The organism is Mesorhizobium sp. WSM4848, assembly GCF_055811375.1.
Genome location: NZ_JBVVPX010000002.1, coordinates 157,616 through 178,956 on the forward strand (window position 1 = coordinate 157,616; position 21,341 = coordinate 178,956).

Genomic DNA, 21,341 nt, shown 5'->3' on the forward strand with positions numbered 1-21,341 from the left:
CGATGCCAAACCCGCTTCTCGACATCCGGATCGGCACCATGGTGCGGGCCAATCTCGATGACCCGGCCGCCTATATCAAGGCGATCCTGCCGCTCGGCTTCGAGAGCATCCAGCCCTTCTTCTGGCAGACGCTGGGCGGCAAGGATCTTCCGCGGCTGGCCGGCCAGATCCGCGAGGCGATCGGCGACGCCGACGTCGTCGTCTCCTCGCTCGGCGTCTTCGGCAATCCGCTGGAAAGTGGCGATGTCGATCGCGGCGTGCTTGATGCCTGGGAGACGGCCATCGACCATGCGCATCTGTTCGGCACCTCGATGGTCAGCGGCTTCACCGGCCGCCTCCGCGGCAAGCCGCTGCCTGACAGCCTGCCGCGCTTCCGCGAGGTTTGGGGACCACTGGCCCGGCGCGCCGCCGACAAGGGCGTGCGCATCGCCTTCGAGAATTGCGCGATGGACGGCAACTGGGCTGATGGAGATTGGAACATCGCCCACAATCCGGACGCCTGGGAGCTGATGTTCAACGAATTGCCAGATGACAATCTCGGCCTGGAATGGGAGCCCTGCCACCAGCTCGTCTATCTGATCGATCCGATCCCGCAGATCCGCAAATGGGCGCCGCGCATTTTCCATGTCCACGGCAAGGACGCGACGGTGCGCTGGGACGCGATCCGCGAGCATGGCGTGTTCGGCCGGCTGCCGTTCGTGCAAATGCGCACGCCTGGCTTCGGCGACAGCGACTGGACGCGGGTGATCAGCGAATTGCGGCTGGCCGGATACAAGGGCGCCATCGACATCGAAGGCTGGCACGACCCGGTTTATCGCGGCGACCTCGAAATTACAGGGCAAGTGCGGGCGCTGGACTACCTCAAGCAATGCCGGGGAGGTGCGACGTATCTGCCGAACCCGGCGTGAGGCTAATGCATGTCGCGCAAAAGTGTGCAGCGGTTTTGCGACAATGACATGCATCGAACAGGGAGCCGGCCAGCGAAGCAATGCGGCGAGAAGCCGAAGCATTCGTCGAAGACCCCTCGGCTTGCGAGGGAACAAAGGGAGGAACGTGCATGAGCATCACGATGAGAAGGACAGTTCTGCGCTCGACCGTCATGGCGGGCGCCACGGCGCTCGCCGCTGCAATCTCCACCTTGCCTGCCCAGGCGCTCGATGCCCAGTGGTGCAAGGACGTCCACATCCGCTTCTTCGTCGGCGGCGCCGAGGGCGACGCCTTCGGCACCATCGTCTACAATGGCGCCAAGCAGGCCGAGGCCGATCTTGGGCCGAAGGTCGACTACATCTTCTCCCAGTGGGATGTCGAGAAGATGGTGCAGCAATTGCGCGAGGCCGTCGCGGTCAAGCCCGGCGGCATCGCCATGATGGGCCACCCGGGCGATGCTTCGATCATGCCGCTGGCCGAACAGGCGCACAAGGACGGCATCAGCATGATGTACCAGAACGTGCCGGTGCCGAAGGTCACGGCATCGTTCGGCGGCGGCTATGTCGGCGCCCAGCAGGAAGAGCAGGGCCGCGCGCTCGGCGCCGAGGCGTTCAAGCTGGCCGGGCTCAAGGCCGGCGACAAGGCGATCATGATCGGCCCGTTCGAGAACGAGAGCCGCGGCGCGCGCGAGCGCGGCACGGTCGCCGCCCTGAAAGAGGCGGGCGTCGAGGTCATCCAGCTCTCCTCGCCGCCGAGCGGCGAATGGGCTTCCGATCCCAACCTGGCCATTCCGGTGATTACCGCAGCACTCCTCAACAATCCCGACGTCAAGGCGGTTGGCTATCCCGGCGGACAGATGCTGGGCAACGTCCCGACTTACATGCAGGCGGCGGGCAGGAAGGCTGGCGATATCTTCAATTTCGGCTTCGACACCAGCCCGCAGATCGTCGAGGGCTTCAAGGGCGGCTGGGTCCAACTGACGGCCGACCAGCAGCCGTTCCTGCAGGGTTATCTGCCGATCCTCAGCCTCTGCCAGCAGGTGGTGCTGGGCCTGGCGCCAATGAATGTCGACACCGGCGCCGGCTTCGTCACGCCTGACAATTACGAGATCGTCGCCGAGCTCGCCAAGCAGGCGCTGCGCTGACCTTTTGACACGGCTGCCGGTCTTGCGACCGCAGCCGGAACCAAGCGAGGATCGCCATGGCCGAACGCCTCATCGAACTGCGCGACATCAGCAAGTCCTACGGTCAGGTCTATGCGCTGGGCGGGGTCAATCTCAGCGTCGACCGCGGCGAGGTGGTCGGCCTGATCGGCGACAACGGCGCCGGCAAGTCGACGCTGATCAAGATCCTCTCCGGCGTGGTCAAGCCGACCAGCGGCGAGATCCTCATCCGCGGCCAGCCGGTGACCGGCTGGAGCGCCGCGCGCTCGCGCGACGCCGGCATCGAGACGGTATTCCAGGACCGGGCGCTGGCCGTGCAGCAGACGATCGTACGCAACATCTTCATGGGCCGCGAACTCACCGGCTTTCTCGGCTGGCTGAAGGTCAACAAGGAAATCGAGGAGGCGAGCCGGCTGATGCGCGAGATCGGCTTCACCTCGAAAGTGTTCACGCCGCAATCGATCGTCGGCCAGCTCTCCGGCGGCGAACGCCAGGGCGTGGCGATCGCCCGCGCCATCTACAAGCAGGCCGACCTGATCATCCTCGACGAGCCGACGACGGCGCTGTCGCTGACCGAGACCGCCAAGGTCTTCCATTTCGTGCGCCAGGTGCGGGCGAGCGGACGGTCGATCCTGTTCATCGGCCACAACATCCACCACGTCTTCGACATCGCCGATCGTTTCGTGGTGCTGGATCGCGGCAAGGTCGCGCTCACCGCCGACCGCAGCCAAGTCAAGTCGGCCGAAGACCTCGTCAACTTCATGGAAGACGTTGCACATCCGGGCGGATTGCCGGGACTGCACGACGCCGGCGACGCGGAGCAGAGAGCACGATGAGCAAGACGATGGAGCCCGATCTGCACGAGCCGTCCGCCGGCATCTCCCGTCCCGGCAATCCCCGGAAAGAGTGGAAACACCCATCCGATCACTGGGTGCGCGGCTTCATCCTCGACAACCGCGCCGCACTCGGCACGCTTGCCGTATTCGTGGTGATGATGACGGTGTTCATGATCGCCAACCCGACCGTCTTCACCACCTGGTATCTCTACAGTTCCGTGCTCACCACGCTGCCGGTTGCGCTGTTCGTGGTGGTGCCGCTGGTCTTCGTCGTCACCTGCGGCGAGATCGACCTGTCGTTTCCGGCGACGATGGGCTTTGCCTCATGGGTCTTCGCGCTGGTCGTGCAGGCCGGCTACGACCCGTTTCTGGGCATCGCCGCCGCCATTGCAACGGGCACGTTGCTCGGCTTCCTGGTCGGGTCGCTGGTCGTCTATGGTGGGCTGTCGTCGCTGATCGCCACGCTCGGCATGAACTTCCTGCTGCGCGGCCTGATCCAGATCATCAACGAAGGCAGGTCGACGGCGCTGACCAGCCTTGCCGACAGCTGGGCCTACAAGGTCTTCTCCAGCCAGCTCTACGGCATCCCGGTGCAGATCTTCTGGGCCATCGGCTTCGTCGTGCTGTCGGCGCTGCTCTACAACAGGCATCGCTTCGGCGCGCAGGTGAAGGTGGTCGGCGACAATCCCGACAGCGCCCAGCAGATGGGCATCGACGTCAAGCGCGTGCGGGTGAAAGTGTTCGTCTTCGTCGGCATCGGGGCGGCGATCGCCGGCACCTTCTCGGTGATGATCAACTTCACCTGGTGGCCGACGGCCGGCGACGGCTATTTGCTGCCGGTGCTGGCATCGGTGTTCGTTGGCGGCACGCCGACCTGGGGCGGCGTCGGCACCGTGGTCGGCGGCGCCATCGGCGCCGTCACCGTGTCGTTCATCCAGACCGGCGTCGTCGCGGCAGGCCTGAGCGGCTTCTATGTCCAGTTCTTCAACGGGCTGATCATCATCCTGTCGCTGCTCGGCCACAAATGGAACCAGGCGCGGTATCGGTGAGGGGGAGACTCACACCCCGGTGACAAACCCGTCCAGCACGCGTTTCTGGCCGGCCTTGTCGAAGTCGATGGTCAGCTTGTTGCCGTCGATGGCGGCAATGTTGCCGTTGCCGAATTTCTGGTGGAAGACGCGATCGCCGACGCTGAAGCGGGATGGCGTGTCGGCAACGGATTTGGCGACCAGCTCGCCGTCGATGGTGCGGCCCTTGATTGAGGTGCGGCCGGCGCCATAGCCACTGTCGGTCTCGCCATAGCCGATGCGCTCGACCTGGTGGCCGGAGCGCGAGCCCCAGTTGCGGTCGGTCGCCTCGGTGCGGTTCTGCTGCGCGCGCTGCCAGCCCGGCGTTGCATAGGTGCTGGAGAAGGCGCCGGATTTTTCTGCGCCGACATTGTCGAAGCGCGAAGCGCCGTAAGGATTCTGCCGTCCTGCCGCCTGGCCGCCCCGTCCGGAGGCGAAGGAGCCGCCGCCATAGGCATTGCCGTAACCGCCATAGGAGTTGCCGCTCTCGGCGATTTCGACATGGGCTTCCGGCAATTCATCGAGGAAGCGCGACGGGATCGTCGATTGCCACAGGCCGTGGATGCGGCGGTTGGAGACGAACCACAAATGCAGGTTCTTCTTGGCGCGGGTGAGCCCGACATAGGCCAGCCGCCGCTCTTCCTCCAGCCCGGAGCGGCCGCCCTCGTCGAGAGCGCGCTGATGCGGGAACAGTCCTTCCTCCCAGCCGGGCAGAAAAACCGTCTCGAATTCGAGGCCCTTGGCCGAATGCAGCGTCATGATGTTGACGGCGTCGAGCTCGGCGTTCTGCTCGGCGTCCATCACCAGCGCCACATGTTCGAGGAAGGAGCGCAGCGATTCGTACTCCTCCATCGACCGGATCAGTTCCTTGAGGTTTTCCAACCGGCCGGGCGCTTCCGCCGAGCGGTCGTTCTTCCACATGTCGGTGTAGCCGCTCTCCTCCAGGATGGTCTCGGCCAGCTCGGTGTGCGGCGTAGTCTCCAGCGCCTTCTGCCAGCGCTCGAAATTGGCGGCGACTTCGCGCAGTGCTGCGCGCGGCTTCGGCTTCAACTCGTCGCTCTCGGCGAGTTTTTCCGCAGCCTCCAGCATCGGGATGCGCAGCGCCCTGGCGGTGTCGTGGATCTGGCGGATGGTGGCTTCGCCCAGCCCGCGCTTCGGCACGTTGACGATGCGCTCGAAGGCGAGGTCGTCTGCCCCTTGCGCGACGACGCGGAAGAAGGCCAGGGCGTCGCGGATTTCGAGGCGCTCGTAAAAGCGCGGGCCGCCGATGACGCGGTAGTTGAGGCCGAGGGTGACGAAGCGGTCCTCGAACTCGCGCATCTGGAAGGACGCGCGGACAAGAATGGCCATGTCGTTGAGATTGTGCTTCTGCCGCTGGTAGGCCTCGATGGTTTCGCCAACGGCGCGGGCCTCTTCCTCGGAATCCCAGGCGGCATGGACATGCACCTTCTCGTCGTCCTCAGCGATCTTTTCGGTGAACAGCGTCTTGCCGAAGCGGCTTTCATTGTGGGCGATGAGGTGGGAGGCGGTGGCGAGGATGTGCGCGGTGGAGCGGTAGTTGCGTTCCAGCCGGATGATCGTGGCGCCGGGGAAATCCTTGTCGAAGCGCAGGATGTTGTCGACCTCGGCCCCGCGCCAGCCGTAGATCGATTGGTCGTCGTCGCCGACGCAGCAGATATTGACTTTGTTATCGCTCACGGGCTGTTCCGCGCCTGCCGGCGCGGGCCCGACCCCCCTTTTTTGCGCGCCTTCGGCGTCGCGGGAGGGGCCTCGCAAGGGCTCGGACGCCCGGTCGGGCTTGCGGCCTTCGACCGTTTGCAAACCTGTTGATGTTGAAGCTCGTCCGGCATCCGGCCGCTGCGCCAGCAGCCGCAGCCACATGTATTGGGCGGTGTTGGTGTCCTGGTACTCGTCGACGAGGATGTATTTGAAGCGCTTGTGGTATTCCTTCAGCACGTCCGGATTGGCGCGGAAGATGCGGATCGGGTGGCACAGGAGATCGCCGAAATCGCAGGCATTCAGCGTCTTCAGCCGCTCCTGATAGGACTTGTAGAGCTCACGGCCCTTGCCGTTGGCGAAGGCGCGGGCGTCGCCCTCGGCAATCTCGGCGGGGCCAAGCCCCTTGTTCTTCCAGCCGTCGATCATCTGGGCGAACTGCTTGGCCGGCCAGCGTTTGTCGTCCAGTCCTTCGGCCTGGATGAGCTGCTTGATCAGGCGCACGACGTCGTCGGTGTCGAGAATGGTGAAGTCGGATCTGAGCCCGGCAAGCTCGGCGTGGCGGCGCAGCAGCTTCACTCCAATCGAGTGGAAGGTGCCGAGCCACGGCATGCCTTCGACATTGCCTTCGCCGATCAGCAGGCCGATGCGCTGCTTCATCTCGCGCGCCGCCTTGTTGGTGAAGGTGACGGCGAGGATCTGCGAAGGGAAGGCCTTGCCGGTGGCGAGGATGTGGGCGATGCGGGTGGTCAGGACGCGCGTCTTGCCGGTGCCGGCGCCGGCCAGCACCAGAACCGGGCCTTCGGTGGTTTCCACGGCCAGCCGCTGCTCGGGGTTGAGACCGTTCAGATAATCGGGCGCATTGGCATGGCCGCTGCGGGCAGCCATGGCGCGCGCAGCAATGCCCGACGGGGCCACGGGCCGCGCGTTCGGTTCATCAAAAAAAGGCATATCTTCCGAAAAGCCGGACATCTCCTCCGAATGTAGTGATTCGGCAGCGAAAGGCCAGAAGTGTCTCCGTTTTGTTCTCTGTCCAGCCGGGGGAGTTGCAAATCCGATGGCACGCCAGCCAAAGCGCCGGCCTGCTCGACAGGCACGGCGGGTCGGAGAATGCAGGACGCAAATGCGCGGTTGCCCATGGGCGCGCCGCGGAGCGCACCGGTCGGAAGGAGTATCATCCTGGACCAGCCGCCGGTCTGGCGGACCTGCGCTTGCGCCACCAGCGGCTCACTGATCCGTGACTGGACCGTGCGGGCTTGTACCCTATCTTGCGCGGCGGACATGTTCCCGAAGCCGAGGAGAGCGCCATGACAAAACCGAGCCCTGCCAGCCCCGCCGTGAAGAGACCCGCCATTACCCAGGCGATGATCGACGCCTATGACGAATACACGCATCTGACGCTCGACCGGCGGCGCTTCATGGAACAGTTGACCAGGCTTGCCGGATCAGGTGCGGCGGCCGCCGCAATCGCACCGCTGCTGGCGGCGAATTCGGCCCGGGCGGCGGTTGTTGCCGAGGACGATGCACGCGTGACGGGCGAGGACATCAGCTACCCCGGCAGCGGTGGCGAGATGAAGGGCTATCTGGTCAAGCCGGCCGGCCAGTCAGGCAAGCTCGGCACCGTCATCGTCGTGCACGAGAACAGGGGGCTCAACCCGCATATACGCGATGTGACGCGGCGCGTGGCGCTGGAAGGCTTCGTTGCGCTGGCCCCGGACTTCCTGTCGCCGCTCGGCGGCACGCCGGCCGACGAAGACAAGGCGCGCGAGCAGATTTCTAAACTCGATCCGGCTCAGACCACCGCCAATGCGGTCGCAACGGTCGCTTTCCTTAGGGGCCGCGAGGATGGCAACGGCAAGGTCGCCGCGGTCGGCTTCTGCTGGGGCGGCGCCACGGTGAACACACTGGCTGCCAACGCGCCGGATCTGGCTGCGGCTGTCGCCTATTACGGCATGCAGCCGAAGGCCGAGGATGTGCCGAAGATCAAGGCGGCGCTGCTGCTGCATTATGCCGGGCTCGACACCCGCATCAATGCCGGTATCGACGCCTTCAAAAAGGAACTCGATGCAACCAAGGTCGAGCACACGATCCATATCTATGAAGGCGCCAATCATGCCTTCAACAACGACACGTCGGCGGCTCGCTACGACAAGAACGCGGCGGACCTCGCCTGGGGCCGGACGATCGCCTTTCTCAAGGAGAAGCTCGCCTGATCAGGCATTTGCCGGTTTGTGGAAAGCGACGCCGGCCACCACCAGAGCGATGCCGATGCAATCGGCAGGGCTGGGTATCTGGCGGAGCACAATGACGCCGATCAGCGTGGCGGTGACCGGCAGCAACGACAGCATCAGCGCGAAGCTCGATCGGGGCAGCCGCGACATGGCAAGCTGGTCGCAGATATAGGGGATGACCGACGAGCAGATGCCGACGCCGATGGCGGCGATGAGCAGTGGCGGCGCCGTGAAAGCCGGCAGCGCATCGGTGAAGCCGATCGGCAGCACGATGAGGAAGGCGACCGCCATGGCAGCGCCCAGGCCGCCGATGCCGTCGCCAGCGCCGGCGCGGGCAACGCGATGGCCAAGCACGATGTAGCCGACGAACAGCGCGCCGTTGAGGAAAGCCCAGAACAGGCCGATCGGGTCGCTTGACCATTTGACGTCGATGAGCAGCAAGGTTCCGGTGACGGCAATGGCAAGGGCCGCGAGATTGCGCGGGCTTCTGACGCCGACCAGCGCAACGCCGATGGTGCCGACGAATTCGATCGCCGCGACCAGCGAGATCGGCAAGCGGTCGAGTGCCAGGTAGAAGGAGCAATTCATCACGCCGAGGCAGGCGCCAAAACCGAGAAGCAACAGCCGTGTCGGCCGGTCGGCGCGGGCGAAGGCCGTCCAGGGCCGCGTCAGCGGCGCGAAGACAAGGGCGGCCGTGACGATGCGCAGCCAGGCCATGCCGAGCACGCCGACATGCGGGAAAAGCAGCACGGCGAAAGCCGGCCCGAGATAATGAAACACGGCACTGACGCCGAACCAGACATGCGGCGGCAGCGAGGCCGCCAGCCTGCCAAAAACAGGGCCGGCGAGGGAAGGGATTGCAGACGGGGATTGCGCTGGATCTTCCATGCGATCATCATCGCAGGCAGTCTTTCCGGTTTATATGGATAGTGATTAGTCAGAGAGATAATTAGCTTTCCGAAGCAAAGGAGTTTTCCCTGAAACGCCTTCGAAACGAAAATGCTGATCTGGATGCGGCGGATCTGAAAATCCTGCGCCTGCTGGAAAAGGATGCGCGCACCAGCACCGCTGAACTGGCGCGCTCGGTCGGCCTGTCGGCGCCGAGCGTGGCCGAACGCATCAAGCGGCTGCAGGAGAGCGGCGTGATCGAGGCCTACACGGTGCGGATCAACCCGGCCGCGCTCGGCATGAAGCTGTCGGCATGGCTGCGGATCAGGCCGGTGCCGGGGCAACTGGCTGTAGTGGCCGAGATCATCCGCGACTTGCCGGAAATCGCCCAATGCGATCGGGTGACCGGCGAGGACTGTTTCATCGCGCTGGCGCATGTCGGCTCGGTGGCCGAGCTCGAACGGGTGATCGACCGGATCATTCCGTTTGCGATGACCAACACCGCGATCATCCAGTCGTCGCCGGTGGTGGCGCGTTCGCCGCTGGCGGCAGTGACGCACCAGCCCTGATGGTTGAGGTGGTCGCTCGTCAGTACATCAGCTTGACTGGAAAACGTCGCGCCGCCCCTCATCGCCCTACCGGGCACTTCTCCCGTATAGTGACGGGGAGAAGGACGCCTTCGCGACGGGAAGTCGCTATTCTCCAGTGTTGCGGGAAGAGCGACAAGGCGGCGGCAAGCTCCCTTCTCCCCGGGGAGAAAGTGGCGGCATCCGGATGAGGGGCGGCGCAAACGCTCCAGAAAAATGCAACCGGAGGACAAGACCATTTCTTCCCGCACCCGATCAAGCGTGCCCGCGCTTCATCCGCGCTTGCTTCAGGATGGCGCGCCAGCGGATCATGGCGAAAGGGATCGGCTCGTTGTTGTTGGCGATGGTAAAAATTTCGTTGTTGAGGTTCTTCAGCGATCGCCAGAAATCATAGTCGCTGATGCGTGGGTCGGCAGCCAGCCTGTCCGCCTCGACCTTGATATCGGTTTTCATGCACGTTCCCCGAACCGCTTCAGCCCCCGCCGCCCGTATCGCAACTCGTCTTCGACCGCCGTACTGAGTCGTGCAACGCCTCAATTCGGCTTGTTCACGTTAAAACCCTGGTAAGGTTAACGGCGGTCTGACTGCGGCTCAAGCGTCTTGCGACGAATACCGATCGAACGGCCGGCGCGCTCAGGCATCGGCAGCGCCGCATGGGCGGCGCGCATGGCTTCGATCTTGGCCAGGACATCGGCCGGGAAGGGCGCCACCTTCGGCCCGGACATGTCGACATGCAGCGACAATGATTCGGACGTGGCAGCGAGCCAGCCGTCGATATGGCGGATTTCCTGGTAGGCTCTCAGCCGCTTGTCGTCATGGTCGAGGAGTTGGAACGAGACATCGACCTTGTGGTCGAGATGCAGCTCCCTGACATAGCAGACATGGACTTCCGCCGTGTAGATGGTCAGCCGGCGCTGCTTCGCATAATCCGGCCCCATCCCCATCATTTCGAACGCTTCGTCGGAGCAGCGGTCGAACAGCACGTTGTAGTAGGCCATGTTGAGATGGCCGTTATAGTCGATCCAGTCTTTTTCGATGGCCATGGGAGGAGAGACGAAGGGGGCGGCGGTGGACATCGAAACTTCCTTCTGGCTGGACAGCACGTGGTTGGTGAGACTAGAGCGACGTGCGTCCAATTGGACGCACAAGGTACGCTCTAGCACATTGAATCTTCGCATCGTGCTTTCCGAAAATCGATTTCGATTTTCGGGCCGATGCGATAGGCATCCATAAGTCCATAACAAGGGTGGACACTGGTCCATTCGCGGAGGAAACGATGGCTCTGAGCGACCTCAATCCGGTCGAGCGCAACGAAGAAGGCATCGCCACGGTGCTCGGCATCCTCAAGCAGCGGCTCGGCGAACGGTTCCAGACCGGGCAGGCGATCCGCGCCCAGCACGCGCATACCACCACCTACATTCCGACCCAGGCGCCAGATGGCGTGGCGTTTCCGGAGACGACGGCGGAGGTGCAGGAGATCGTGTCGACCTGCGCCGCGCACCGCGTGCCGGTGATCGCCTTCGGCGTCGGCTCCTCGCTGGAGGGCCATACCAACGCGCCGGGCGGCGGCATTTCTGTCGATACGTCGCGGATGAACCGCATCCTCGCCGTCAACCCGCAGGATCTCGACTGCACGGTCGAGCCCGGTGTGACGCGCGAAGATCTCAACCGGCATCTGCGCGACACCGGCCTGTTCTTTCCGATCGATCCGGGCGCCAATGCGTCGCTCGGCGGCATGGCGGCGACGCGGGCGTCGGGCACCAATGCGGTGCGCTACGGCACGATGCGCGAGAATGTGTTGTCGCTGACGGCGGTAATGGCCGACGGCGAGACCGTGACGACCGGCAAGCGCGCAAAAAAGAGCTCGGCCGGCTACGATCTGACGCGGCTGCTGATCGGCTCCGAAGGCACGCTCGGCATCATCACCCAGTTGACGCTTAAGCTGCAGGGCATTCCGCAGGCGATTTCCGGCGGCGTCTGTCCGTTTTCCAGCGTCGAGGCGGCCTGCAACGCGGTGATCGCGACAATCCAGATGGGTATTCCGGTGGCGCGCATCGAACTGGTCAACGCGCTGCAGATGCGGGCGATGAAGAGCTATTCGAAACTCGATTACCCCGAAAGCCCGTGCCTGTTCGTCGAATTCCATGGCAGTGATGCCGGCGTTGCCGAGCAGGCCGAAACTTTTGGCACGATCGCCGAAGAATATGGCGGCGGACCGTTCCTGTGGACCAGTGTCGCCGAGGAACGGACGAAACTGTGGAAGGCCAGGCACGACGCCTATTGGTCGTCGCTGACACTGCGGCCGGGCGCCAAGGGGCTGTCGACCGACGTCTGCGTGCCGATCTCGCGCTTTGCCGACTGCGTCACGCAAACCGAAGCCGACATCGCCGAGATGGGGCTGATCGCGCCGATCGTCGGCCATGCCGGTGACGGCAATTTCCATGTGCTGGTGCTGATGGACGCGGACGACCCGAGGGAAATCGAGCAGACGGAAGAGTTTGTCGCGCGGCTGAACATGCGGGCGATCGGCATGGATGGAACCTGCACCGGCGAGCACGGCATCGGACAAGGCAAGATCGGCTTCCTGCGCCATGAACTCGGCCACAGCGTCGACATCATGCGCACGATCAAGCAGGCGCTCGATCCGCAGAACATCATGAACCCTGGGAAGATACTGCCGGCCGACTAGAGCCTTTTGCTCCTGGGGCGATCGATTTGCCTCTTTATCGACACGCTGATGCGGGTAGAGTGCGGCTGATTTTCAATCAACTGCTTGGGGGTTGATGCTCGCACGCTTGTTCGTGTTCTTCGGTGGCTTTTTCGTGCTGGTGCTGTGTGCGGCGCTGGTAGTGCCGTATTTTATCGACTGGACGGGCTACCGGGCCGATTTCGAGCGCGAGGCGAGCGCCATTCTGGGCCGCAAGGTCACCGTTCAGGGCGATGCAACGGCGAAACTGCTGCCGTTTCCCTCGGTGACCTTTTCGAATGTCACTGTCGCCGGCGGCCCCGGCGGTCAGCCGGCAATGACCGTCGAGACCTTTTCGATGGATGCCGAACTGGCGCCCTTCCTGAGCGGCGCGGTGCTGATCTTCGACATGCGGCTGGTGCGGCCGAAGGCGACGATCGATATTGCCGCCGATGGCACGGTCGACTGGGCGATACGCCCGTCCTCGCCCTTCGATCCCAGCCATATCTCGATCGAGAAGCTGACGGTGACCGACGGAGAGGTCGCGCTGCGCCATGCCGCCGGCGGCCGCAGCCATCTTCTTTCCGAGATCAATTCGACAATCTCTGCCAGATCGCTGGCCGGACCCTGGCGGATGGATGGTTCGCTGCGGCTCGACGGCTTGCGCAGCACCGTCGTCGTCTCCACCGGCAAGGCTGGTGGCGACGGACAGTTGCGGCTCAGGCTCAAGGCCGATCCAGACGCCTATCCGTTGGTCATCGAAGCGGATGGCAATGCCGGCATTGTCGACGGCGCCGCGATCTATTCGGGCCAGTTCAAGGTCACAAGTTCTGACAAGAATGGCGCCGACAAGCGTTTGGCACAGCTTGACGGCACCGACGGTGAGATGATGAACGCCAGCGCGGTCAAGCCGGAGCCGGGGTTCAGGCTGAACGGCAAGTTCTCGCTCGACCACCGGAAGCTTGGTGTCGACGAATTCCGCTTCGAGACCGGGCCACTCGACAATCCCTATACCGCCGACGGCAAGGCTGCCGTCGACCTTGGGCCGAACCCTCGCTTTTCAATCGAGGCCGATGGCGCTCAGGTGCAGTTCGATGAAGCCGTCGGCGCCGCGACCGGACTGACGCTATCAGAGCGCGTCGCGGCGTTGGAGCAGGCGCTGCTCGCCCTGCCCAAGCCGACCATACCGGGCACCGTCGAGGTGAAGCTGCCGGCGGTGGTGGCCGGCGACACGACGGTTCGTGACGTGCGCCTTTCGGCCGAGCCGGCCGATGCCGGCTGGTCGGTGAAGTCGCTGGGCGCGACGCTCCCGGGCCGCGCCAGGCTGGAAGCAAACGGTATGCTCAATCTCGAGGATCAGTTCGGCTTCAGCGGTTCGCTGCTTCTGGCCGTGGGGCAGCCGTCCGGCTTCGCCGCCTGGCTGTCGAAGGATGTCGACGAGGCGATCCGCCGGCTTCCGGCCGCCGGCTTCAAGGCCAAGGTCGACCTGACCGGGAACCGCCAGGCCTTCAGCGACCTCGAGCTCGTTCTCGGCAAGGCGAAATTTTCCGGCCGCATCGATTCCAGCCAGGGCGAAGACGCAAGGCCGTCGGTGCTGATGCGGCTCGATGGCGGCGAACTCGACGTCGACGGGCTCGCCGCCTTCGCCGCGATCTTCATCAGCGACAAGGGCGCCAACCGTTTTTCCGACCGCGACCTCGATTTCCAGATCAAGGCCGGGCCGGTCAGTGCCGGCGGACTGACCGCCGATACGATCGATACGGCGCTCAGGCTGCGCGACGGTCTGCTCGAAATCGACCGGCTCTCGGTCGGCGGGCTTGCCGGCGCCTCGATCAGCGCCACCGGCCGGATCAAGGATTTCCCAGCGAGCCCGACTGGCAAGCTCGATGCCTCGGTGGTCGCCGTCGATCTCAAGCCGTTGGTCGATGTCGCGGCGAAGCACTATCCCGACAATGCCGTGCTGAGAGGGCTGGCGGGGCGTGTGGCCGCCTATCCCGAGCTGTTGCAGAATGCGCGCATCGATCTGGTGACGAGTGCCGCCGCCAATGGCGACGGCACGACGGGACTGGCGGTCAGCGCGCAAGGCAGGGCAGGCGGCTCGGCGTTTTCAGCATCGCTGTCCGGCAAAGGACTGGCCGATCGGCTTCTCGAGGCCCCGATGTCCGTGACCTTCAACGCCAGGAATACCGACGCCACCGCGCTTCTGGCGCTTTACGGCCTGCCGGCGCTGCCGCTCGGCATGGTTGGCGAGGCGACCACCGATGTTTCGGCGAAAGGCACGCTTGGCGGCGGCATGACGGCGAGCTTCAACCTGACCGGCGACGACTTCAAGGCCGGTTTCGATGGGACGATCGCCAGCACGCCACAAGGCGCCACAGCCAAGGGCAAGCTCAGCCTGGAAGCCGCCGACATCGAGCCGTGGTTGATGACGACAGGCATCGGCCTGCCGGGCCTGGGGACAGGCATGTCGACGTGGCTTGCGGCCGACGCCGATTTCGGCAACGGCCTTCTGGTGCTGTCCGGCCTCAGCGGCGCCATCAACGAGGCTGCGGTTTCCGGTGACCTCAATGTCGAAGTCACCGACGGACTGCCGCATCTTGCCGGCGCGCTGGCGCTCGACGAGCTGGATCTCGACCCGATGGCGGTGGCGCTGTTTGGCGACCAGGCCTTCCTGGGCGCCGGCAGGGCTTGGCCGACCGCCCCGTTCAACCAGAAGGCCAGCCCGCCGTTCACGGCCGAACTCGACCTGACCACGGCGTCGCTGGTCGCCGGCCCGTTGGCCGCGGCCTATGACGCGGCGCTTTCGCTGAAGCTCGACCACGAAGGCATCCGCGTTTCGGACCTTAGGGCAAAGTTCGCCGGCGGCGCGCTTTCCGGGCTGTTCGAGTTGAAGAACAATGACGGCACCGGACTTTTCTCCGGCCAGCTGAAACTTGCCGGCGCCGATCTGGCCGCCGTGCTGCCAGAGACTGGCCTCAGCGGAACCGGCGATTTCTCGGCGGCGCTTTCGACCAGCGGCAAATCGGTCGATGCGATGGTTGCGGCGTTGTCCGGTTCCGGCACGGCGGCGCTGAAAGGCTTGACCATTGCCGGCGTCAATCCCGACGCCTTTGGCGCCTTCATCGCCAAGGCCGACGCCATTGGGCGCGATATCGACGCGGCCGAGACCGCCGGCTTCGCGCCGCATATCGCCGCGGACGGCAGTTTTCCGGCTGGGGATGCCGACATCGCCTTCACAATCGCCGGTGGAACGCTGAGGGCACCGCCGGTCAATCTTGAAAATCCGGCGGCGACGCTGTCCGCCGACATCACGGCGGACCTGAAGGCCAGCATGGTCGCTGCCAGCGGTTCGATCACTTATCGGCCCGGCGACGAAGCGCTGGTCGGCTCCGGCCCGACCGTGAATTTCAGCGTCGACGGGCCGTTCGGCGCCGCCAAGCGGCGATTCGACAGTGAGCCGCTGGCGCAATTCCTGACCCAGCGCGCGCTGGAAAAGGAGCAGCAGCGGGTCGAGGCGATGCAGGCGGCGCTGCTTGAAAAACAGCGGTTGCGGCGCGAGGTGCGTTACTATGCGGCCCTGCAAGCCGAGCGCGACAGGGCAGCCGAAGAATTGCGCAAGCAGCAGGAGGCGGCGCGGCTGAAAGCTGAGACAGATGCCAGGGCGAAAGCCGAGGCAAAGGCTCAAGCTGAAGCCGAGGCCAGAGCCAGGGCGGATGCGCGGGCGAAGGCTGAAGCGGAGGTCAAAGCCAAGGCGGATGCGGAAGCGAGAGCCAAGGCGGCGCAACAAGCAGCCGACGAGGCAGCGAAGGCCGAAGAACAGCGACGCCGGAAAGCGGAAGAGGCAAAGCGGGCGGAAGAGGCGGCGCGGATCGCTGCGGAACGAAAGGCAAAGTTCGACGCCGAGCGCAGGGCCGCCGCTGAGCAGGCGCAGAAATTCGGGCGCATGCGTCAGCCGCCGGCCAATGACAACCCGGGGCCATCAGAATCCACGCCAAACCCCACGCTTGAACCTTCGGCGATCGACAATCTGCTTAAGTCGCTGGGCGGCGGATAGCCCCTACCTAGCTATCGGGCTAGACCGGTTTCATCCCTCGCTTCGCCCAATCCAGGACGTAGAGCCTGAGCGCCGAGGACAGGTTGGCATCGCGCGGCCGGGCCTCGTCAATTTCGGCGACGAGGGCGGCGAGAGTCAGTTTGCGTGCGGCGGCGATGGCGACGAGATCGTCGAAAAACGGCTTTTCGAGCGAATAGCTGGTGCGATGGCCGCGAATGGTCACCGAGCGTTTCTCGACCGGGCTCACCGGACCTGACTCATTTCACTTCAAGCATCGGACTTGTCCGAAAACCCCGTCGCATTTTTCGGTCTGACCTCCAGGGAATCCGCATCGCCCGAGGCCTCGTGGCGATGGCCGGCGACAAATTTTTCTGCCTTGTCGGCGATCGAACGGTCACGCTCCCGGTCGGCCTTGGAGCGGCCGTGCAGCGCCCGGTTCTGTTCGGCTAGGCGCTCGTGCTCGGCTCGTGCCTTTTGCTTGCGGGCCTGGCGGAGGTTGACGATGTCGGCCATGTCGCGCGGCCCCGTCGGACTACTTCTTGCGGAAGGCGTCGAGCGACACCACTTCGGCGCCCTTGGCGGCGGCGTCGGCTGTGGCAGGCTTCTTTTCGGCCTCAGCGGTCTTCTTCTTCTCAGGCTTTTTCTCGGCGACGACGGCCAGCGGTTCGGAAGCAGGCTTGCCGGCCAATTCCGCTTCTGCCGAGGTTTCCGTCTTCACGTCGAATTCGAGCTCGAAATTGACGGACGGGTCATAAAAACCGCGCACGGCCGAGAACGGGATCTCCAGCTTTTCCGGCACGTCGGAGAAAGACAGCCCGACCTCGAAGCCGGTGTCGGTCACCTTCAGGTCCCAATACTGGAACTGGATGACGATGGTCATCTGTTCGGGATAGCGCTCGCGCAAGCGGGAAGACACGCGCACGCCGGGGGCGCCGGTCAGGAAAGTGATGAAGAAATGATGGTTGCCGGGGAGGCCGGTGCGCGCCACTTCGGCCAGGACCTTGCGCATGACGCCGCGCAATGCCTCCTGGGCCAGAATGTCGTAGCGAATGTGGTCGTCGGCCATGTCGCTGTCGGGTTCCGTTGAATCGTCCCGCATAGCTGTAATCAAGCTTGAGCGCGGCGTAAACCGGATATAGATGCCGGCAGCACAGATGCGAGAGGGCATGCCTCAGATTTGATCGCTCAGGCGCCAGCGAGCGCTCTGCGCTTTTGCGCATCGGCCGCCGGCTGCCGCTTGGCGAAGGCGCGCAGGAAGGTGCGCACGCCATGTGTCGCGGATTGCAGCACTTCATCATCGGTCGGCGTGCCGCCGAGCATGAAGGTCGTCTGCAATTCGGCATTGGCGAGCGCCTGGAACTGGCGCGCCGCGACATCGGGGTCCTCGATGTCGAGGAAACCGGCATGGGCGAGGCGGGCGAAACGGGCGGCGATCGCCGGCCATGTCCTGCCCGGTCCCTGTTCGCGCCATTCGGCAAACAGTTCGGGATAGCGCTCGCCCTCGGTCTGGATCAGCTTGCGCAGGAATTTTCCGTCGCGGTTGCAGATACAGTTGCGGGTCATGCGCACAGCGAAGGCGATCAGATCGGCCTCGAGATCCTTCGGCTGGTCGGGAAAGGTTGAAATCGTGGCGAAGATACCGGCATTGCAGCGCTCGGTAAGGTCGCGGACGATGGCGACGAAGAGTTTCTCCTTGTCACCATGGTGGTTGTAGATCGTCTGGCGCGACACGCCGGCCTCGGCGGCAATCATGTCGATATTGGCGCCGGCGAAGCTTTCGCGGCAGAACACCTCGCCGGCAGCGTCCATGATCGAGGCGCGCTTTGCCTCATGGCCGCGTGGCGGGATGCTGTCAGGAGAAAGGTCGTGCTTCATGAAAACTATATAGAGGTGATTGACGAATTGGACAAGAGTGTCTAAATTTGTGGACTATCTTAAACGATTTCCGGCGCAGGAAATCGGAATTTCATGGGATGGAACGTCATAGGATTACCCGCCGATCGGCGGCAAACCAGATTTGAGAGAAGCCCGCTATCATGAGTCCCCAATTCCTCCGCATCGCGCTCGTGCTCGGTCTGTTGACTGCCATCGGCCCGTTCGCCATCGACATGTATCTTCCGGCGTTGCCTTCGATCGGCGCAGATCTGCAGGCCAGCACCGCTGCCGTGCAGATGAGCTTGCTGATCTTCTTTCTGTCCATGGGGTTTGGCCAGATCGTCGTCGGACCGATCTCCGACATGGTCGGACGCAAGCTGCCGCTCTATGGCGGCCTCGCCCTGTTCATGGTCGGCGGCATCGGCTCGGCGCTGGCGCCCTCGATCGAGTGGCTGATCGCCTTCCGTTTCCTGCAAGGGCTCGGCGCCAGCGCAGGCATGGCGGTGCCGCGCGCCATCGTGCGTGACCTGCACACCGGCACCGAAGCTGCCAAGCTGATGTCGCTCTTGATGCTGGTGTTTTCGGTGTCGCCGATCCTGGCGCCGCTGACCGGCAGCGTCATTATCGAAAATTTCGGCTGGCGTGCGGTGTTCTGGACGGTGACGGGTGGGGCGGTGCTCGCCACCATCCTGCTGGCGACCTCGCTCAAGGAGACGCGGCCGGTCGAGGCGCGAGCAGGCAGTTCGTTCGGCACCGCGCTGTCGGCCTATCGCTTCCTGATCGGCGACCGCAACTTCCTTGGCCTGGCGGCTATCGGCGGTTTTGGGCTGGCGAGCTTTTTCGTCTATCTGTCGAGCTCCTCTTTCATCCTGATAAATCACTACGGGCTGTCGCCGTCGGTCTACAGCGTGTTCTTCTCGATCAACGCGGTCGCCTTCATCGGCATGTCGCAACTGACGGGGATGCTGTCCGAAAGGTTCGGGCTACGGCCGGTGGTGCGGGTCGCGGTGGTCGGCTATGCGACGACGATGGTGGTGCTGTTTGCGGTGATGGCGTCCGGCGTCGACCGGCTCGACGTCATGGCGGCGCTGCTGTTCGTCGGTTACGGGTTCCTCGGCCTGGTGATCCCGACGACTTCGGTGCTGGCCATGGAGGAGCATGGCGCGATCGCCGGCACGGCCTCGGCGCTGATGGGCACCCTGCACTTCGCCATCGGCGCGGTCGCCATGGGCATCGCCGGGGTGTTCTTCGACGGCACGCCGCTGCCTATGGTGGCCGGCATCATGCTTTGCGCGGTGATCTCCTTCACGCTGGCCAAGGTGACGCTCGGCCGCGGGCGGCAGGTTGTCGAAGCGCCGGCAGAATAGAGGCTTTCCAGTGAGAGCAATGAAAAAGGCCGGGTCAGTCCCGGCCTTTTTCACGTCAGGGCGCGGCCAGCAAGCCTGTTGCCGTCACAGTATCGAGGGGAGATGGGGATCGGAGGGAGAATCGGAATCGAAGCCGGAGAAGTGGAGGTTTCTGTTGCCAGGTACCTCCGAACCCCGCCTAGAAGTGCGAACCACTAGGGCTTGAATTGAAGCTGTCGCACCGCTTACGCGGCGAGACGTGCTTCCGCATAGTTGTCGTTGGCAACTATAAGTTTAGCCCGATAACGGTGGTACAATGCCGGGCAAAAGTACGATCTTTACACCTTCGTCGATCCTATTTCGCCCCCAGCAAAAGCCGCTCTTCGCAGAGCGGTTTTTGGTGGAGGCGCCGGGTACCGCCCCCGGGTCCGAACGGCTTATTTCATCGCCTGTTTATCGCCATAGTCGGTCGAGCCGACGAAACAGATATAGGGACCGATCGTGGAAAATGAAAGGCCTCAATGATGCTTTGTCCGCTGTGTCAAACAGCAACGCCAAAGGCTTGACTTGCCAACGGTCTCAACCGAAGCTTTGCGGTGGTGAGGAGTTATCGATTAGCGCACAATTTGCGGCAGCACGCCACAACCCTCATCGACCGGATCCCGTGGCGCCGACGAGGGGAAAGTTTGATGGCCGATTATCTCGCAGACGTGAAGAAGTACGACGCCGCGGCGGATGCCGACGCGGTCGCCAAGATCGTGAAGCATTTGGGCATTGCGCTCAGGAATCGGGATTCCTCGCTGGTCTCCTGCACGGACCCCGACGAACTCGGTCGCGTCAAGGCCAGCTGGGTTGCCAAAAAGCTCGGCATCGCCGACGGCGGCAAGGCGGACGCGGCCATCGAAAAGACCTGCAAGGCGATGGAGGCCGACAACACCAAGAGCCGGGTGACCTTTTATTATCTGGTCGCCAAGGAGCTGGGCAAGCTCGCCAGCCTCTGACAGTCATCCTGCAGCGGCGGAATGCTGGCGCGATTTCCGCGCCGGCCCAGATGTGGTCGCTTGTTGGGACATTCCGCATTTTGACATGTTCGGCCGGCAGCCAGTCGGTTATGATCGCCGGTAACCCGAATCGAGCTCCCGAATCGAGCAGAAGCTGATGCGCCAATATCTCGACCTGTTGAAGCACGTGCTGGAAAACGGCGCCGATCGCGGTGACCGCACCGGCACCGGAACGCGCTCGGTGTTCGGCTACCAGATGCGCTTCGACCTCGCGCGCGGCTTTCCGGTCACCACCACCAAGAAGCTTCACCTGAAGTCGATCGTGCATGAACTTCTGTGGTTCCTGGCCGGCGACACCAATATCAAATATCTCAACGACTACGGCGTCTCGATCTGGGACGAATGGGCCGACGAGAATGGCGACCTCGGCCCGGTCTACGGCAAGCAATGGCGCTCCTGGCCGGACGGCCATGGCGGCGCCATCGACCAGATTGCCAATCTCTTGAAGGAGATACGCAAGAATCCTAATTCCCGACGGCTGATCGTTTCGGCGTGGAACCCGGCCGAAGTGGAAGCCATGGCGCTGCCACCCTGTCATTGCCTGTTCCAGTTCTATGTCTCGGAAGGCAGGCTCTCCTGCCAGCTCTACCAGCGTTCCGCCGACATTTTCCTCGGCGTGCCGTTCAACATCGCTTCCTATGCGCTGCTCACCTTGATGGTGGCGCAAGTGACGGGGCTGAAGCCCGGCGATTTCGTCCACACGCTGGGCGATGCGCATCTTTATGCAAACCATTTCGAGCAGGCGCGCGAACAGTTGCGGCGCACGCCCAAGGCGCTGCCGACGCTATGGATCAATCCGGAGGTGAAGGACCTTTTTGCCTTCCGCTTCGAAGATTTCCGGCTGGAAAACTACCTCGCCGATGCGACGATCAAGGCGCCGATCGCGGTGTGAGCCGCAAACATCG

At 63.8% G+C, this 21,341-nt stretch carries 19 protein-coding genes and 1 other RNA gene; 11 read left to right on the forward strand and 9 right to left on the reverse strand.

Annotation, left to right across the window (positions count from 1 at the left end):
* Positions 1 to 2 precede the first annotated feature (2 nt).
* From AC0L16_RS03125 to AC0L16_RS03140, 4 genes are all read left to right on the forward strand, one after another.
* Positions 3 to 908, forward strand: coding sequence for a sugar phosphate isomerase/epimerase family protein (locus tag AC0L16_RS03125; protein ID WP_473618934.1), 906 nt, complete (start codon positions 3 to 5; stop codon positions 906 to 908).
* A 149-nt stretch (positions 909 to 1,057) separates the two neighbouring features.
* Positions 1,058 to 2,071 carry a substrate-binding domain-containing protein gene (locus AC0L16_RS03130; protein ID WP_473618935.1) on the forward strand — a complete coding sequence of 338 codons (1,014 nt, stop codon included), beginning with the start codon at positions 1,058 to 1,060 and terminating at the stop codon, positions 2,069 to 2,071.
* 56 nt (positions 2,072 to 2,127) lie between these two features.
* Entirely contained in the window at positions 2,128 to 2,925 is a 798-nt protein-coding gene (locus AC0L16_RS03135; RefSeq protein ID WP_473618936.1) for an ATP-binding cassette domain-containing protein, read from the forward strand.
* Positions 2,922 to 3,974, forward strand: a complete 1,053-nt coding sequence (locus AC0L16_RS03140) for an ABC transporter permease (protein WP_473618937.1) — start codon at positions 2,922 to 2,924, stop codon at positions 3,972 to 3,974. The genes AC0L16_RS03135 and AC0L16_RS03140 overlap by 4 nt, the downstream gene beginning before the upstream one ends.
* Before the next feature lie 9 nt (positions 3,975 to 3,983).
* Here AC0L16_RS03140 and AC0L16_RS03145 read toward each other — a convergent pair whose 3' ends face one another.
* Complete coding sequence (locus AC0L16_RS03145; protein ID WP_473618938.1) at positions 3,984 to 6,680, reverse strand: ATP-dependent helicase; 2,697 nt, start codon at positions 6,678 to 6,680, stop codon at positions 3,984 to 3,986.
* 335 nt (positions 6,681 to 7,015) lie between these two features.
* Between AC0L16_RS03145 and AC0L16_RS03150 the strand changes: the two genes are divergently transcribed.
* Entirely contained in the window at positions 7,016 to 7,921 is a 906-nt protein-coding gene (locus AC0L16_RS03150) for a dienelactone hydrolase family protein (protein ID WP_473618939.1), read from the forward strand.
* Here AC0L16_RS03150 and AC0L16_RS03155 read toward each other — a convergent pair whose 3' ends face one another.
* Positions 7,922 to 8,827 carry an EamA family transporter gene (locus AC0L16_RS03155; RefSeq protein ID WP_473618941.1) on the reverse strand — a complete coding sequence of 302 codons (906 nt, stop codon included), beginning with the start codon at positions 8,825 to 8,827 and terminating at the stop codon, positions 7,922 to 7,924.
* A gap of 89 nt (positions 8,828 to 8,916) precedes the next feature.
* On the opposite strand from AC0L16_RS03155, the gene AC0L16_RS03160 reads away from it, so the two are divergent.
* Positions 8,917 to 9,396 (forward strand): Lrp/AsnC family transcriptional regulator, encoded by a 480-nt coding sequence (locus tag AC0L16_RS03160; protein WP_473619141.1) that lies wholly within the window; start codon positions 8,917 to 8,919, stop codon positions 9,394 to 9,396.
* Between the two features lie 273 nt (positions 9,397 to 9,669).
* Here the strand turns inward: AC0L16_RS03160 and AC0L16_RS03165 are convergent, their stop codons facing one another.
* Both AC0L16_RS03165 and AC0L16_RS03170 read right to left on the reverse strand, forming a co-directional pair.
* Positions 9,670 to 9,867 (reverse strand): hypothetical protein, encoded by a 198-nt coding sequence (locus tag AC0L16_RS03165; protein ID WP_077383251.1) that lies wholly within the window; start codon positions 9,865 to 9,867, stop codon positions 9,670 to 9,672.
* 116 nt (positions 9,868 to 9,983) lie between these two features.
* A complete protein-coding gene (locus AC0L16_RS03170; RefSeq protein ID WP_473618942.1) occupies positions 9,984 to 10,490 on the reverse strand; it encodes a thioesterase family protein in 507 nt (168 codons plus the stop codon).
* A 200-nt stretch (positions 10,491 to 10,690) separates the two neighbouring features.
* Between AC0L16_RS03170 and AC0L16_RS03175 the strand changes: the two genes are divergently transcribed.
* The gene (locus AC0L16_RS03175; RefSeq protein WP_473618944.1) at positions 10,691 to 12,103 is read left to right on the forward strand and encodes an FAD-binding oxidoreductase; all 1,413 of its coding nucleotides are present in this window, start codon (positions 10,691 to 10,693) and stop codon (positions 12,101 to 12,103) included.
* Positions 12,104 to 12,197: 94 nt separating this feature from the next.
* Positions 12,198 to 16,154, forward strand: a complete 3,957-nt coding sequence (locus tag AC0L16_RS03180) for an AsmA family protein (protein WP_473618945.1) — start codon at positions 12,198 to 12,200, stop codon at positions 16,152 to 16,154.
* A 19-nt stretch (positions 16,155 to 16,173) separates the two neighbouring features.
* Here the strand turns inward: AC0L16_RS03180 and AC0L16_RS03185 are convergent, their stop codons facing one another.
* The 4 genes from AC0L16_RS03185 to AC0L16_RS03200 form a co-directional block, all read right to left on the reverse strand.
* A complete protein-coding gene (locus AC0L16_RS03185; protein WP_023798778.1) occupies positions 16,174 to 16,401 on the reverse strand; it encodes a ribbon-helix-helix domain-containing protein in 228 nt (75 codons plus the stop codon).
* A 20-nt stretch (positions 16,402 to 16,421) separates the two neighbouring features.
* The gene (locus AC0L16_RS03190; RefSeq protein ID WP_473618946.1) at positions 16,422 to 16,667 is read right to left on the reverse strand and encodes a DUF4169 family protein; all 246 of its coding nucleotides are present in this window, start codon (positions 16,665 to 16,667) and stop codon (positions 16,422 to 16,424) included.
* Between the two features lie 19 nt (positions 16,668 to 16,686).
* On the reverse strand, positions 16,687 to 17,220 hold the full coding sequence (locus tag AC0L16_RS03195; protein ID WP_473619142.1) for an SspB family protein: 534 nt from the start codon (positions 17,218 to 17,220) through the stop codon (positions 16,687 to 16,689).
* A gap of 119 nt (positions 17,221 to 17,339) precedes the next feature.
* Entirely contained in the window at positions 17,340 to 18,029 is a 690-nt protein-coding gene (locus AC0L16_RS03200; protein ID WP_473618947.1) for a TetR/AcrR family transcriptional regulator, read from the reverse strand.
* Between the two features lie 161 nt (positions 18,030 to 18,190).
* Between AC0L16_RS03200 and AC0L16_RS03205 the strand changes: the two genes are divergently transcribed.
* Positions 18,191 to 19,396 (forward strand): multidrug effflux MFS transporter, encoded by a 1,206-nt coding sequence (locus AC0L16_RS03205; protein WP_473618948.1) that lies wholly within the window; start codon positions 18,191 to 18,193, stop codon positions 19,394 to 19,396.
* Positions 19,397 to 19,536: 140 nt separating this feature from the next.
* Here the strand turns inward: AC0L16_RS03205 and ssrA are convergent.
* Positions 19,537 to 19,893, reverse strand: a transfer-messenger RNA (tmRNA) gene (gene ssrA / locus AC0L16_RS03210).
* Positions 19,894 to 20,064: 171 nt separating this feature from the next.
* Between ssrA and AC0L16_RS03215 the strand changes: the two genes are divergently transcribed.
* On the forward strand, positions 20,065 to 20,376 hold the full coding sequence (locus tag AC0L16_RS03215; RefSeq protein ID WP_473618950.1) for a DUF2853 family protein: 312 nt from the start codon (positions 20,065 to 20,067) through the stop codon (positions 20,374 to 20,376).
* Positions 20,377 to 20,533: 157 nt separating this feature from the next.
* Positions 20,534 to 21,328 carry a thymidylate synthase gene (locus AC0L16_RS03220; protein WP_473618951.1) on the forward strand — a complete coding sequence of 265 codons (795 nt, stop codon included), beginning with the start codon at positions 20,534 to 20,536 and terminating at the stop codon, positions 21,326 to 21,328.
* Positions 21,329 to 21,341: the final 13 nt, after the last annotated feature.

Bases quoted from the DNA above. Each gene is read 5' to 3' on its own strand.
- AC0L16_RS03125 (WP_473618934.1), top strand. From the start codon at position 3: ATGCCAAACCCGCTTCTCGACATCCGGATCGGCACCATGGTGCGGGCC.
- AC0L16_RS03130 (WP_473618935.1), top strand. From the start codon at position 1,058: ATGAGCATCACGATGAGAAGGACAGTTCTGCGCTCGACCGTCATGGCG.
- AC0L16_RS03135 (WP_473618936.1), top strand. From the start codon at position 2,128: ATGGCCGAACGCCTCATCGAACTGCGCGACATCAGCAAGTCCTACGGT.
- AC0L16_RS03140 (WP_473618937.1), top strand. From the start codon at position 2,922: ATGAGCAAGACGATGGAGCCCGATCTGCACGAGCCGTCCGCCGGCATC.
- AC0L16_RS03145 (WP_473618938.1), bottom strand. From the start codon at position 6,680: ATGTCCGGCTTTTCGGAAGATATGCCTTTTTTTGATGAACCGAACGCG.
- AC0L16_RS03150 (WP_473618939.1), top strand. From the start codon at position 7,016: ATGACAAAACCGAGCCCTGCCAGCCCCGCCGTGAAGAGACCCGCCATT.
- AC0L16_RS03155 (WP_473618941.1), bottom strand. From the start codon at position 8,827: ATGGAAGATCCAGCGCAATCCCCGTCTGCAATCCCTTCCCTCGCCGGC.
- AC0L16_RS03165 (WP_077383251.1), bottom strand. From the start codon at position 9,867: ATGAAAACCGATATCAAGGTCGAGGCGGACAGGCTGGCTGCCGACCCA.
- AC0L16_RS03170 (WP_473618942.1), bottom strand. From the start codon at position 10,490: ATGTCCACCGCCGCCCCCTTCGTCTCTCCTCCCATGGCCATCGAAAAA.
- AC0L16_RS03175 (WP_473618944.1), top strand. From the start codon at position 10,691: ATGGCTCTGAGCGACCTCAATCCGGTCGAGCGCAACGAAGAAGGCATC.
- AC0L16_RS03180 (WP_473618945.1), top strand. From the start codon at position 12,198: ATGCTCGCACGCTTGTTCGTGTTCTTCGGTGGCTTTTTCGTGCTGGTG.
- AC0L16_RS03190 (WP_473618946.1), bottom strand. From the start codon at position 16,667: ATGGCCGACATCGTCAACCTCCGCCAGGCCCGCAAGCAAAAGGCACGA.
- AC0L16_RS03195 (WP_473619142.1), bottom strand. From the start codon at position 17,220: ATGGCCGACGACCACATTCGCTACGACATTCTGGCCCAGGAGGCATTG.
- AC0L16_RS03200 (WP_473618947.1), bottom strand. From the start codon at position 18,029: ATGAAGCACGACCTTTCTCCTGACAGCATCCCGCCACGCGGCCATGAG.
- AC0L16_RS03205 (WP_473618948.1), top strand. From the start codon at position 18,191: ATGAGTCCCCAATTCCTCCGCATCGCGCTCGTGCTCGGTCTGTTGACT.
- AC0L16_RS03215 (WP_473618950.1), top strand. From the start codon at position 20,065: ATGGCCGATTATCTCGCAGACGTGAAGAAGTACGACGCCGCGGCGGAT.
- AC0L16_RS03220 (WP_473618951.1), top strand. From the start codon at position 20,534: ATGCGCCAATATCTCGACCTGTTGAAGCACGTGCTGGAAAACGGCGCC.